Source organism: Cellulosimicrobium cellulans (assembly GCF_042723955.1).
Lineage (GTDB): Bacteria > Actinomycetota > Actinomycetes > Actinomycetales > Cellulomonadaceae > Cellulosimicrobium > Cellulosimicrobium cellulans_H.
On the sequence record NZ_JBHXIC010000031.1, the window covers coordinates 1 to 12423 of the forward strand.

A 12423-nucleotide genomic window follows, 5' to 3' on the forward strand; every position below is an offset into this window, starting at 1 on the left:
GCGCCGCCGCGGCGCCCCCCCGGGCCCCGGCGCCGCTGAGCGGGTCCGCGACGCCCCGGCCGCCCCCCCCCCCCCCCCACGACGATCCTCACACCGACCGGCGCACCGCGCTCGATACGGACTCTCCCGGCCGCGAGCAGGCTCATGCTGGACGGCGTCGTGTCACCAGGACGCGTTGCGCGCGAGCTCGAGCGCGACCTCCTGCCACCACTGGCCGGCGGGCGGCCCGCCGTTGCACGACCCGTCGCTCTCGCCGGGCAGCTTGACCCACAGCAGCGCGTCGAGGTGCGTGCCGTCGTCGACCGCGCGCGGCGGGTCGCCGAGCGCGCGACCCCGCGGGTTGCACCACTCGCCGTTGCTCCCGTTGCCGTTGCGCGACGTGTCGACGACGAACGACACGTCCCCGCCGAGCAGCGCGGCGACCTGCTCGCCGTACGCGCGCGACTCGGCCGTCGTGCGGTAGTTCGACGTGTTGAGCGCGAACCCGACGGCGTCGTCGAGGCCCACCTGCTGGAGGCGGGCCGCGGCGGTCGCCGGGCTCAGCCACGCGGAGTGGCCCGCGTCGACGTAGACGCGCGCACCGGCGTCGGTCAGGATGCGCGCCGCGTCCCGGAGCATGCCTACGCGGTCGCCCTGGCCGGAGCAGTCGCCGAGCTGGGCGAGCGCGTCGGGCTCGAGGACGACCCACGGCTCGCCGACGATGCCCGACGCGACCGTCTGGACCCAGCTCCGGTACGCCGCCTCGGCGGTGCCGCCGCCCGAGTGCGAGCCGCAGTCGCGGCCGGGGATCGCGTAGATCGTCAGGAGCGGCGTCGCTCCCTCGGCCGCGGCCGCGGCCGCGCTCGTGAACGCGGCGACCTTGGCGCGCGACACCTGCGCGTCCGCGTCGGTGACCCACGACGACTGCGGCGTGAGCGCGATCTTCGCGAGCAGGTCCCGGTCCGTGCCCGACGCCGCCTGCCAGGCTTCCCACGCCTGGTTCGTCTCGTCCACGTGGAACGTCACGTCGTCCGGGGTCTCGGGCGGGGCGTCGCCACCGCACGCGACGCCGTCGAGCGTGAAGCGCGCGGGCTCGGCCGGAGCGGACGCGGCCGTGCCCACGAGACCGAAGGAGGCGCTGCCGCCCGTGGCGAGCGACGCGTTCCAGCCGGCGTCGCCCACGGTGACGCGGCCGCCGTCGCGCACCAGCGTGCCGTTCCAGAGCTGGCTGATGCCTTCGCCCGCCGGCAGGTCCCAGGCCAGCTCCCAGCCCGAGCGCGGGGCACCGAGGTTCGTGACGGTGACGTCGGCCTGGAAGCCGCCGGACCACGAGCTCGTGACGCGGTAGTCGACCGTGCAGGCCGCGGCGGGCGCGGCCGCGCTGGACGTCGCGAGCGCCGCGCCGGCGGTCGCCGTGGCGCCCAGCGTCGCGAGGGTCGCGACAGCGGCGACGAGGGTCGCCGCACGGGGTCGTCGGGTGGGGGAGGTCGCTCTCATGCTCGGGGCTCCGTCGCCTCGGGGACAGGACACCGCCACGGTAGGGACCGTTGCGGAGCGGCGGGGAGGGTGCGAAACGTTTCGCCCGCGGCGTGTCGAGCTTCATAGGTTTGTCACGAGGGTATGTTCGTCGCCATGTCATCCAAACCGCTCCAGGAACCCGCGTTCCTCGTCCTGTCGGCGCTCGCCGCCGGTCCGCTGCACGGGTACGGCATCGCGCAGGACGTCGAGTCCAGCTCCGACGGCCGCGTGACGCTGCGTGCCGGGACGCTCTACGGCGCGATCGACCGGCTCGTCGCCGCCGGGCTGGTCGAGGTCGACCACGAGGAGGTCGTCGACTCGCGCCTGCGCCGCTACTACCGGCTCACCACGGAGGGCGGGACGCGCCTCGCCGCCGAGGCTGAGCGTGCCGAGGCCCAGGCCCGCCGCGCGCTCGAGCGTCTCGGTGCCCGACGCCGCGCGTCCGCGGCGGCGCACGACGGGGCCCCCGCGCGCGGCGTACCCCGTGGCCTGGCCGACGGCGGGGCGGTGCCGGCATGAGCGGGGACCGCGGGGACGATCTCCGCGCGGCAGGTGGCGGGACGGCGGACGCACGGGGCGCGGGGAGCCCGACGCCGGAGCCCGGCGCGACGGTGCTCGTCACCCCGGTGCTCGTGCGGGACTACCGCCGCCTCCTGCGGCTCTTCCCGTACACGTACCGGCGGGCGCACGAGGCCGAGATGCTCGGCCACCTGCTCGACGGCGCGGGGCCGGGCCAGTCGCGCCCGACCCGGGCCGAGCGGTGGGACCTGCTGCGCGCCGCCGCACGAGAGTGGACCCTCGCGCCGCTGGGCCCGACCGAGCGGCAGCGTGCCGCGGCGGCCGTCGTCGTGCTCGTCGCGCTGACGGCGGTGCTCGCCGCCCCCGCGTCGCAGGACCTCCTGCGCGTCGGCCTCGCGCTGGGGGACGAGTCGGCGCGGGAGGTGGTGGGAACGGCCGCCTCGCCGGCGTGGCTGGCCGTCGCGACGGCGCTCGTCGCGGTGCCCCTCGCCCCGGCCTGGCTGCTCTGGGCCGGGTCGGTCGTGGCCCTGGCCGCGCGCCTGCGGCGGACCGGGGTCGTGCTCGCCGCGCTCGCCACCGCGGCGGGCGTCGTCGCGGTCGGGTCGCTCGTCGCGGCGGAGCGCGCGTTCGTCGCGTTCCAAGAGACCGGGTGGGTCGTCGCCCTCGTCGCCTCCCTCGGGGCGGTCGTCGCCCGCGTGCGGCAGACGGGTCCCGTCCTGGGGGCGCGCGCGGGTGTGGCCGCGGTCTGGCTGACGGCGGCGTCCCTCGCGATCTCCGTCCCACGGAGCGCGACGGTCGTCGCGGAGGAGGGCGCCTGGGTCGCCGCCCCGGGCTACCCCTTCACGCTGGCGGCGGACGTCGCGATCCTCGTGGGGCTGGCGGTGCTGCTGGTGGCGGTCCGCCCCGTGCGGCAGGCCGCTCCCGTGCTGGCCGGGGTCTTCACCGCACTGTTCCTCAGCGGTTCGGACCTCTTCTGGTCCGGCGCGCTCGACACCACGGCCGTGAACCTGGGCAACGTGCTCGGGGTCGTCGCGCTGTCGGCCGCCGTCACGCTCGTGGCCCGATGGGTGGTCAACCGCCTCGACGAGCTCGCCGCGTCGCGGGCTGCGCACCGCGCGCTCCTGGCGGCGTCGACGGACGGCACGGCGGCCGTCGCATGACCGCCGCAGAGACCCCGGTCGCGGCACCGCTGGTCCCACCTGTGCTCGTCCGGGACTACCGCCGCCTCCTGCGGCTCTTCCCGTACACCTACCGGCGGGTGCACGAGGCCGAGATGCTCGGTCACCTGCTCGACGGCGCGCGGCCGGGGCAGTCGCGCCCCACCCGCGCCGAGCGGTGGGACCTCGTGCGCGCCGCTGCCCGGGAGTGGCTGCTCGCGCCGCTGGGCTCGACGCCGCGGCAGCGGCGGGCGGCGACCGGGCTCCTGTTCGTGCTGCTCCCGGCCGTGCTCGCGATCATGGCGGCGCGCGTCCTCGCGTTCGCCGCCGCGATCGTCCGGGCGATGGGGGACCCGGACGGCAGCGCGCCGCTCGTGGCGACCGTTCCGACGGCGCTGATGTGGGTTCTGTGGGTCGTAGCGGTCGCCCTTACTCTCGTCGGCGCGCGACGCCTCGGACTCGTGGTCGCGGTGCTCGCCGCCGGGGCGGGTGTGGCGACACTCGTCGCGTCGGTCACGGTGGGCAGCGCCTATGCCGCGTACCTCGACGCACCGTGGGTCGTCGGACTCGTCGCGTACGCGGGAGTGCTCGCCGCGCGGCGGACGTGCCGGGTCGGTGCGGAGCCGGTCGCGCTCCGGGCAGCGACCGTCGGAGCCATGGCGCTGGCCCTCGGCACGTTCGTCGTCGCGACGATCTCCGACGCCGCGTACTTCGGGGAGCCGTGGTGGTCAGGTGTCGTGCTGAGCACGTGGACGCTCCAGTCGCTCGCGGCGCCGGTCGTCGTGCTGCTCGGCGCCGCGCTGGTGTGGCGCCGCACACGGCAGGCGGTCCCGGTGCTCGGCGGCCTCGCCCTCGCCGTTCTGCTGAGCCGGTCGGGCTTCTTCTGGTCCGGCACCGTGAGCATCCAGACGGCAGACCTCGGGAACCTCCTCGGCCTGCTCGGGCTGGCCGCCGCGGCGACCCTGGTGCTGCGCTGGGCCGTCAACCGCCTCGACGAGCTCTCCGAGGCGCGCGCAGCGCACCGGGCGCTGCTCGCTGCCACGGGAGGGACGCCGGGACCGGGGTCGCCGCACCCGGGCGAGCCGACCGCCGTCTGACACCCGCGCCGTCGAGCACGACGCCGCGCGCTCACGAGCACGACATGAGGGCCGTTATCCACCGGATATCGGCCCTCATGTCGTGCTCGGCGCTGGGCCGGGTCAGTCCAGGTAGTCCTTCACCAGGCGGGTAGCCAGGCCCGTGTAGGTCGCCGGGGTGAGGTCGGAGAGGCGCTGCGCGACGTCGTCGGGCAGGCCGAGGCCCGCGACGAACTCGCGCAGGCGCACCGCGTCGACGCGCTGGCCGCGCGTGAGGTCCTTGAGGCGCTCGTACGGGTTCTCCATGCCGGGCACGCCCGCGACGGACGCCGCGCGCATGGCGGACTGGATGGGCTCGCCGAGCACCTCCCAGTTCTCGTCGAGGTCCGCGGCCATGAGGTCGGCGTTCGCGGCGAGGGCCTTGAGGCCGCGACGCACGTTGTCGATCGCGAGGAGCGAGTGGCCGAACGCGGGGCCGACGTTGCGCTGCGTCGTCGAGTCCGTGAGGTCGCGCTGGAGGCGCGAGGTGACGAGCGTGGCGCCGAGCGTGTCGAGCAGCGCGGACGAGATCTCGAGGTTGGCCTCGGCGTTCTCGAACCGGATCGGGTTGACCTTGTGCGGCATGGTCGACGACCCGGTCGCGCCCGGCACGGGGATCTGCGTGAAGAACCCGAGCGAGATGTACGTCCACACGTCGGTCGCGAGGTTGTGGAGGATGCGGTTGAAGCGCGCGACGTCGGCGTACAGCTCGGCCTGCCAGTCGTGCGACTCGATCTGCGTCGTCAGCGGGTTCCACGTGAGCCCCAGGCCCTCGACGAAGTGCTTCGACACCGACGGCCAGTCCACGCCCGGGACGGCGACGGTGTGCGCGCCGTAGGTGCCCGTCGCGCCGTTGAGCTTGCCCAGGTACTCGGCCGCGCCGATCCGGCGGAGCTGGCGGCGCAGGCGGTGCGCGAGGACGGCGAGCTCCTTGCCGAGCGTCGTCGGCGTCGCGGGCTGGCCGTGCGTGCGCGAGAGCATCGGCACGTCGGCGAGGTCGCGCGCCATGTCCGCGAGCTGGTCGGCGAGCGCCGTCGCGGCGGGCAACCACACCTGCTCGACGGCGCCGCGCACCATGAGCGCGTACGACAGGTTGTTGACGTCCTCGCTGGTGCACGCGAAGTGCACGAGCTCGCCGACGCCGGGCAGCACGGAGTCCCCGCCCAGGGACTCGGGGGCCGCGGCGAGGCGGCGCTTGACGAAGTACTCGACGGCCTTGACGTCGTGCACCGTCTCGCGCTCGATCGCGGCGAGCTCGGCGATCTCCTCGCCGCCGAACGTCGCGGGGATCTGGCGCAGGTACGCGACCTCCGCGTCGGAGAGCTGAGGAGCGCCGGGCACGACCGGGCGCACCGCGTTCTCGTCGACCGCCTGGACGCCGTTGCACAGCGTGATCAGCCACTCGACCTCGACGTGGACGCGCTCGCGGTTGAGCGCGGCCTCGCTGAGGTGGTCGACGAGGGGGGCGACCGCGGCACGGTAGCGGCCGTCGAGCGGGCCGAGCGCGATCGGCGGGGTCACCTCGGCGAGCGACACGCGGGCAGGGGCGTCTGCGGCAGGGTTCTCGGGCACGCCCCTGATTCTCCCACGCGTGCCCGACGGCGGCCCGCGCCTCCCACAGTCCGAGCACGCGGTCCGGGCGGGCGGGCGATCCGTGGCGCCGCCGGAGTCGTCGCCGTCCCCAGGGACGCTCCGCCGGGGGTCCGTCCACAGGGCACCCTCGACCGTGACGGGCGGTGCACGGCTCTGCGTACGGTCCTCGCCATGTCCTCCTCGTCGCCTCCGCCGCCCTCGCCGTGCGCCGCCGCCCCCTTCGGCGTCTCGCTCGCCCGGACCCGGGTCCTCACCGCTCAGGACGACGTCGCGCGAGCGGGTGCCGCGCTCGTCGCGCCCGACCTGCCGTGGGCGGGTCACGCCCGCGCGTCGTACGACGACGCGGCCGCCGAGCGCCGGAGCGGTCTGCTCCGGCTCGGCATGCTGCTCGACAGTTGCCTCCTGCGCCTCGACGCGCTCACCGTCCTCGCCGAGGCCGAGGTGGCGCGGATCCGGGCCGAGCTCGCCGCGGCGGGCGTGCCGTGAGCGGCCCTCGCCCGGCACCCGTGGTCGTGGTCCGCGGGGGCACGGAAGCGACCGCGGTCGAGACGGCGGCGGTCGTCGGGCAGGCCGTGGCCCTGGGCGCCCGGGCGGACCTCGTCGCCGGGACCGTGGCCGCGCTCCGGGACGCGCGGGACTCCGTGGACGTCGCGACCGCGACGCCCACGGCGTTCGGGGGACGCTTCGCGGCGCCGGCGCCGTTCCCGGCCACGTCGGGCTGGGACGTCCACGCCACGCCGTACTGGTCGGCCGAGGTGCGTGCGGCACGCGCGGCCGCGCTCGAGGCCTTCGACCTCGCGATCGGCGTCGCGGAGCAGCAGGAGGGAGGCCTGAGGTTCCTCGCAGCGCGACTGCACCAGGCCGTCCGCGTGTACGACGCCGGGGACGCTGCCGCGGCCGCCCTGTGGCAGGACCTCGCGCTCCTGGTCGTGGGCGGCATGAGCCCGACCGGGGCGGCCGCGGCGGGGCTCGGCCTCGTCCTGACCACGGGATCCGCGGGTTTCCTGCGCTCCCTCCTCCTCGGCCGACCTTCGGGGGGCGCGATCGCCTCCACCGGAGGGGTGTTCCACGCGGCCACGATCCGTGCGCTGAGCCGCGTGATCGGTCTGGCGGACAAGGAGCGTGCCTGGTACCAGATGCCCACCGTCGGCAACGCCGCGTCCGTGCTGCGCGGGATCATGCAGCCGTTGCGGGACCGGTTCCTCCCCGATCCCGAGGTCCGCCTCGTCGACACGGGCCGCGCGCTGCCGACGCCCACCGACATGCGCTCCGCCCTCGGCGCGGTGTCGGCGCTCGACGCGGACTCGACGCTGAGCATCCAGAAGTTCGTCAAGGACGACGGGACGCCGACCTGGCTCGTCGCCGTCCCCGGCACCCAGATCTGGCCGACCAACCTTCGTACCGTCTTCAACATGACGTCCAACTACGACCTCGCGGACGACGACCTCGCGGTGCGGGCCCAGGCCGACAGTGCGCGCGCCACGATCGAGGCGATGCGGCAGGCCGGGATCGAGCCGGGCGACGACGTCGTCCTCGTGGGGCACAGCCAGGGCGGCATGGTCGCGACGACGGTCGCGGCGGCGACCGTCGGCACGTACAACGTGCGCCACGTCGTGACAGCGGGGTCCGCCGTGTCCAACCACGGCCTGCCTCCGGGGATCAAGGCAACGCACATCGAGACGCAGGGTGAGGGTGTCTCGGCCGCCGACGGAGCGGAGAACCCCGCGACACCCGACCAGGTCACGGTCACCGGCGTCCTGCCGGCACCGGACGGCGGCCCCCCGATCGAGGTCCCGCACAGCGTGCACTTCCACCAGGAGGTCCTGGACGCCGCCGTCGAGGTGGGCGACCGGGGGCTCGAGGAGCACCTGACCGACGTCGAGCGGCTGCTCGACGGCGAGGCGGAGGAGCCCCTCGTCTACGAGGCGCGGCTGGTGCCCGACCCGGACACCACGTTCTGCATCGGGGACGTGACGGTCCCGCGGTCGCTCACGCCCCCGTGGGCCCCGGGCACGCCGTTCCCGGGCGCGCCCGGGGTGCCGTTCCCCGGGGTACCGGCGCCCGGGTCGTCGTCGCCCGGGGTGTCGGGGTACCCCGCCATGGGAGGGCCGGGGGCCGGCGACCTCACCGCACCGGGCCCGGACGGCGGGGGAGGCGACGGTGACGCGCGGTAGCGACGCCGGTACCCGCGGGCCGGGGCGGCCGAGGTCAGCGGTCCTGGGCCTTGGGCACGACGGCCGAGACGGCGAAGTTGATGAGCCCGATGATCAGCGCCGCGAGCAGGGCCCACCAGAACCCGCCGACGATGCGGATGCCCCAGTCCGTCTGCTCGGTGATCCACGCGGTGAGCATGAGCATCAGCGCGTTGACGACCAGGGAGAACAGCCCCAGCGTGAGGATGTAGAGCGGGATGGACAGGATCTGGACGATCGGCTTGATGACCGCGTTCACGAGCGAGTAGAGCAGCGCCACCACGAGGATGATGACGACCTTCCCGCCGGCGGTGTCGGAGCCGACGATCTGGAAGTGCTCGTCGATGAACAGGCTCGTGAGCCAGATCGCGAGGCCGGTGACGAGGACGCGGACGACGAAGCTCATGCCGCCATCCTGTCATCCGGGCCGCGCGGGGGCACGGCACCGAGCCGCGCGCCGCCGGGCTGGGTCGAGCAGGTGGCATGATCGAGGACCGTGGCCCACGAACCCCGCGTCCCCCTGCGTCCCGCCGTCGCCGCGCTGCCGGCCTACGTCCCCGGGGCCCGCGTCGCCCCGGGTGCGGCGGCGTTCAAGCTCTCCTCCAACGAGAACCCGTACCCGCCGCTGCCGTCAGTCGTCGCGGCGATCGCCGACGCGGCGGCGGACGTCAACCGCTACCCGGACATGTACGCGACGGAGCTCACCGAGGCGCTCGCGGCAGACCTCGGTGTCGGTGCCGACCAGGTCGTCGTGGGCAACGGCTCGGTCGCGGTGCTCGCGCACGTGCTCCAGGCGGTCGTCGAGCTGGGCGACGAGGTGGTGTACCCGTGGCGGTCGTTCGAGGCGTACCCGATCGCGGTCGCCGTCGCGGGCGGGACGTCGGTCCAGGTGCCGCTGCGGACCGGGGCCGACGTCGGCCGGCTCGACCTGCCCGCCATGGCCGCGGCGATCACGGAGCGCACGCGCGTCGTGATGGTCTGCACGCCCAACAACCCGACGGGTCCGGTCGTGCACCGCGATGAGCTCGAGACGTTCCTCGCGGCCGTGCCGTCGGACGTGCTCGTCGTGCTCGACGAGGCGTACCTGGAGTTCGTGCGCGACCCCGAGGCCCCCGACGGCCTCGCCGTGCATGCGCAGCACCCGAACGTCGTGCTGCTCCGCACGTTCTCCAAGGCCTACGGCCTGGCCGGCCTGCGCGTGGGCTACGCCGTCGCGCGCCCGCGGCTCGCGGCGGGGATCCGCGCGGTGTGGACGCCGTTCGGCGTCTCCCACGTCGCGCAGCGCGCGGCGATCGCGTCGCTCGCCGCGCGCGACGAGCTGCTCCAGCGGGTCGAGCACCTCGTCGCCGACCGCGCGCGCCTCGTCGAGGGTCTGCGCGACCAGGGCTGGGTGCTGCCGGAGTCGCAGGCGAACTTCGTGTGGTTCGACCTGGGCGAGCGCACCATGCAGCGGGCGGAGGAGGCCCGCGCGGCGGGGGCGATCGTGCGCCCGTTCGCGGGCGAGGGCCTGCGCGTGAGCGTCGGCGAGCCGGAGGCGACGGACCTCTTCCTTCGCGTGAGCGCCACCTGGCTCTGAGACCGCCCGGCCGGCACGGGCACCGGGCCTGTACCTGTTGCCGGGCGCCGGTGGCGCGAGAACACTCGCGTCCATGGACACCATCGATACCGACCAGCTCGTCGACGAGTACGGCTGGGCCTTCGGCACCGCCGCGCTGATCGTCTACGTCGCGGTGGCGGTGATCTTCTTCATCGCCTACGTCCGCATCATCCAGAAGGCCGGCTACTCGGGCTGGTGGATCCTCGTCGGCCTCGTGCCGATCCTCAACGTCGTCATGTTCCTCGTCTTCGCGTTCTCGCGCTGGCCCGTGCTGCGCGAGCGCGACGCGCTGCGCGCGGGCGGCGCGTACCCCCGGTAGGGCGGGCCCCCGACGGCGCGGGGGTCGTCCGGTGGGGATTGGAGGATCCCTACAGCCCGCCGCGGCGGATGTTGGGCGACACGTCGGCAGCCGAACCTACGGTGTCGTAGCCTACGCTTGCGTAGGCTACGGAGACGTAGGTTCCGACGGCGCCCCGACCGGGCGCCTCCTGCCCCCGAGCGGGCCGGCCGCACGGCCGGGCCGCAGCGAAGGAGAGTCGCGTGACCGAGAACGACGCGAGAACCAGCGCGCGGGACGGCGCGAGCACGCCCCCCGACCTCCCCGACGTCGCGGGCGGTCCCGACGACGCCCCCCTGCTCCAGCTCGTGACCCCGGCTGGTGCCCGCGTCACGACGCCCGAGACCGACGGCTACCGGGAGCGGGTCGCCCACCTCGACGCCGCCGCCCTGCGCGGGCTCTACCGCGACATGGTGCTCACGCGCCGCTTCGACGATGAGGCGACGTCGCTCCAGCGCCAGGGCGAGCTCGGCCTCTACGCGCAGGCCAAGGGCCAGGAGGCGGCGCAGATCGGCTCCGGCCGCGCGCTCGCCCCGCAGGACTACGTCTTCCCGTCCTACCGCGAGCACGGCGTCTCGCACGTGCGTGGCATCGATCCGACGGCGCGCCTGCGCCTGTTCCGCGGCGTCGACCACGGCGGGTGGGACCCCACGGCGCACAACGTGCACCTCTACACGCTCGTCATCGGGTCGCACGCGCTGCACGCGACCGGGTACGCGATGGGCGTCCAGCGCGACGGCCTCGTCGGCTCGGGCGACCCGGAGCGCGACGCGGCCGTCGTCACGTACTTCGGCGACGGCGCGACGTCGCAGGGCGACGTCAACGAGGCGCTCGTGTTCGCGGCCGTGAACAACGCGCCCGTCGTGTTCTTCTGCCAGAACAACCAGTGGGCGATCTCCGAGCCCACCACCAAGCAGACGCGCGTGCCGCTCTACCGCCGCGGCGGCGGGTTCGGCGTCCCGAGCGTCCGGGTCGACGGCAACGACGTCCTCGCGTGCTACGCCGTGACCGCGGAGGCGCTCGAGCGGGCGCGGTCCGGCGGCGGCCCGACCTTCGTCGAGGCGTTCACCTACCGCATGGGCGCGCACACCACGTCGGACGACCCGACCAAGTACCGCTCGCGGGCCCAGGAGGAGTACTGGCGCCGTCGCGACCCGATCGACCGGCTCGAGAATCTGCTCCGCGCCGAGGACGCGTGGGACGACGCGTTCGCCGCCGACCTCGCGGCCGAGGCCGACGCGCTCGGCGAGCGGCTGCGCGACGAGGTCCGCGCGCTCGCCGCGCCCGACCCGTCCACCATGTTCGACCACGTCTACGCCACCCCGAACGCCGTGGTCGAGCGCGAGAAGGCGTGGTTCGCCGACTACCAGCAGTCCTTCGAGGAGCCGGCCGCGGAGGTGGCCCGATGAGCGAGAACAAGACCCTGACCCTCGCCCGCGCGATCAACGAGGGCCTGCGCCGGTCGCTCGAGACCGACCCGAAGGTCCTGCTCATGGGCGAGGACATCGGCGCGCTCGGCGGCGTGTTCCGCGTGACCGACGGGCTCCAGAAGGACTTCGGCGAGGACCGCGTGGTCGACACCCCGCTCGCGGAGTCCGGCATCCTCGGCACGGCGATCGGCCTCGCGCTGCGTGGCTACCGCCCGGTCTGCGAGATCCAGTTCGACGGCTTCATCTTCCCCGCGTACGACCAGATCACGACGCAGCTCGCGAAGATGGGCTACCGGTCGGGCGGAAAGCTCCAGGTGCCCGTCGTGATCCGCGTGCCGTACGGCGGCGGGATCGGCGCCGTCGAGCACCACAGCGAGAGCCCCGAGGCGCTGTTCGCCCACACCGCGGGCCTGCGCGTCGTGTCGCCGTCCACGCCGCAGGACGCGTACACGATGATCCAGGAGGCCATCGCCTCGCCCGACCCGGTCCTGTTCTTCGAGCCCAAGGGCCGCTACTGGGAGAAGGGGCCGGTCGAGACCGCCGGGCGTGGCGAGGGCGCGACCGTGCTCGACCGCGCGCGCGTCGTCCGCCCCGGGACCGACCTCACGCTCGTCGCCTACGGCCCGACCGTCGCGACCGCGCTCCGGGCCGCCGCCGCGGCCGAGCAGGAGGGGCGCAGCGTCGAGGTCGTGGATCTGCGCAGCATCTCCCCGCTCGACACCGCGACCGTCGTGGAGTCCGTGCGCCGGACCGGGCGCTGCGTCGTCGTGCACGAGGCCCCGACCTACCTCGGCTCGGGCGCCGAGGTCGCCGCGCGCGTGACGGAGGAGTGCTTCTACTCGCTCGAGGCGCCCGTGCTGCGCGTCGGCGGGTTCCACACCCCGTACCCCGTCGCCAAGATCGAGCACGACTACCTGCCGAGCCTCGACCGCGTGCTCGACGCCGTTGACCGCGCGTTCGCGTTCTGACGCGACCGTAGCGACCTC

The 12423-nt window shown here is 74.8% G+C and carries 12 protein-coding genes; 9 read left to right on the plus strand and 3 right to left on the minus strand.

The features are described from left to right. Nucleotides 1-162: 162 nt before the first annotated feature. The gene (locus ACFWH7_RS10530; protein ID WP_378216455.1) at nucleotides 163-1476 is read right to left on the minus strand and encodes a glycoside hydrolase family 6 protein; all 1314 of its coding nucleotides are present in this window, start codon (nucleotides 1474-1476) and stop codon (nucleotides 163-165) included. Between the two features lie 135 nt (nucleotides 1477-1611). Between ACFWH7_RS10530 and ACFWH7_RS10535 the strand changes: the two genes are divergently transcribed. Genes ACFWH7_RS10535 through ACFWH7_RS10545 form a run of 3 tightly spaced genes read left to right on the plus strand, consistent with a single transcriptional unit; the run spans nucleotide 1612 to nucleotide 4270 of the window. After that, a complete protein-coding gene (locus ACFWH7_RS10535; protein ID WP_378216456.1) occupies nucleotides 1612-2016 on the plus strand; it encodes a PadR family transcriptional regulator in 405 nt (134 codons plus the stop codon). Further along, a complete protein-coding gene (locus ACFWH7_RS10540) occupies nucleotides 2013-3176 on the plus strand; it encodes a hypothetical protein (RefSeq protein ID WP_378216457.1) in 1164 nt (387 codons plus the stop codon). Before ACFWH7_RS10535 ends, ACFWH7_RS10540 begins: the two co-directional genes overlap by 4 nt. Beyond that, a complete protein-coding gene (locus tag ACFWH7_RS10545; RefSeq protein WP_378216458.1) occupies nucleotides 3173-4270 on the plus strand; it encodes a hypothetical protein in 1098 nt (365 codons plus the stop codon). Before ACFWH7_RS10540 ends, ACFWH7_RS10545 begins: the two co-directional genes overlap by 4 nt. 102 nt (nucleotides 4271-4372) lie before the next feature. Here ACFWH7_RS10545 and purB read toward each other — a convergent pair whose 3' ends face one another. Then, a complete protein-coding gene (gene purB / locus ACFWH7_RS10550) occupies nucleotides 4373-5860 on the minus strand; it encodes an adenylosuccinate lyase (RefSeq protein WP_378216459.1) in 1488 nt (495 codons plus the stop codon). Nucleotides 5861-6052: 192 nt separating this feature from the next. On the opposite strand from purB, the gene ACFWH7_RS10555 reads away from it, so the two are divergent. Both ACFWH7_RS10555 and ACFWH7_RS10560 read left to right on the plus strand, forming a co-directional pair. After that, nucleotides 6053-6367: a hypothetical protein gene (locus tag ACFWH7_RS10555; protein WP_378216460.1), complete on the plus strand. Its 315-nt coding sequence runs from the start codon at nucleotides 6053-6055 to the stop codon at nucleotides 6365-6367. Next, nucleotides 6364-8055: a lipase family protein gene (locus tag ACFWH7_RS10560; RefSeq protein WP_378216461.1), complete on the plus strand. Its 1692-nt coding sequence runs from the start codon at nucleotides 6364-6366 to the stop codon at nucleotides 8053-8055. The genes ACFWH7_RS10555 and ACFWH7_RS10560 overlap by 4 nt, the downstream gene beginning before the upstream one ends. A 34-nt stretch (nucleotides 8056-8089) precedes the next feature. Here ACFWH7_RS10560 and ACFWH7_RS10565 read toward each other — a convergent pair whose 3' ends face one another. Next, nucleotides 8090-8479, minus strand: a complete 390-nt coding sequence (locus ACFWH7_RS10565) for a phage holin family protein (RefSeq protein WP_047231835.1) — start codon at nucleotides 8477-8479, stop codon at nucleotides 8090-8092. 90 nt (nucleotides 8480-8569) lie between these two features. Here ACFWH7_RS10565 and hisC point away from each other — a divergent pair, with 90 nt between their 5' ends. From hisC to ACFWH7_RS10585, 4 genes are all read left to right on the plus strand, one after another. Then, nucleotides 8570-9649 carry a histidinol-phosphate transaminase gene (hisC, locus tag ACFWH7_RS10570; RefSeq protein WP_378216462.1) on the plus strand — a complete coding sequence of 360 codons (1080 nt, stop codon included), beginning with the start codon at nucleotides 8570-8572 and terminating at the stop codon, nucleotides 9647-9649. Between the two features lie 73 nt (nucleotides 9650-9722). Beyond that, complete coding sequence (locus ACFWH7_RS10575) at nucleotides 9723-9989, plus strand: DUF805 domain-containing protein (protein WP_378216463.1); 267 nt, start codon at nucleotides 9723-9725, stop codon at nucleotides 9987-9989. A 221-nt stretch (nucleotides 9990-10210) separates the two neighbouring features. Further along, entirely contained in the window at nucleotides 10211-11416 is a 1206-nt protein-coding gene (pdhA, locus tag ACFWH7_RS10580; RefSeq protein WP_378216464.1) for a pyruvate dehydrogenase (acetyl-transferring) E1 component subunit alpha, read from the plus strand. Continuing rightward, nucleotides 11413-12405 (plus strand): alpha-ketoacid dehydrogenase subunit beta, encoded by a 993-nt coding sequence (locus ACFWH7_RS10585; RefSeq protein ID WP_047231837.1) that lies wholly within the window; start codon nucleotides 11413-11415, stop codon nucleotides 12403-12405. Before pdhA ends, ACFWH7_RS10585 begins: the two co-directional genes overlap by 4 nt. Nucleotides 12406-12423: the final 18 nt, after the last annotated feature.

Coding starts and splice junctions, on each gene's coding strand:
- ACFWH7_RS10530 (WP_378216455.1), bottom strand. CDS start 1,476: ATGAGAGCGACCTCCCCCACCCGACGACCCCGTGCGGCGACCCTCGTC.
- ACFWH7_RS10535 (WP_378216456.1), top strand. CDS start 1,612: ATGTCATCCAAACCGCTCCAGGAACCCGCGTTCCTCGTCCTGTCGGCG.
- ACFWH7_RS10540 (WP_378216457.1), top strand. CDS start 2,013: ATGAGCGGGGACCGCGGGGACGATCTCCGCGCGGCAGGTGGCGGGACG.
- ACFWH7_RS10545 (WP_378216458.1), top strand. CDS start 3,173: ATGACCGCCGCAGAGACCCCGGTCGCGGCACCGCTGGTCCCACCTGTG.
- ACFWH7_RS10555 (WP_378216460.1), top strand. CDS start 6,053: ATGTCCTCCTCGTCGCCTCCGCCGCCCTCGCCGTGCGCCGCCGCCCCC.
- ACFWH7_RS10565 (WP_047231835.1), bottom strand. CDS start 8,479: ATGAGCTTCGTCGTCCGCGTCCTCGTCACCGGCCTCGCGATCTGGCTC.
- ACFWH7_RS10575 (WP_378216463.1), top strand. CDS start 9,723: ATGGACACCATCGATACCGACCAGCTCGTCGACGAGTACGGCTGGGCC.
- ACFWH7_RS10585 (WP_047231837.1), top strand. CDS start 11,413: ATGAGCGAGAACAAGACCCTGACCCTCGCCCGCGCGATCAACGAGGGC.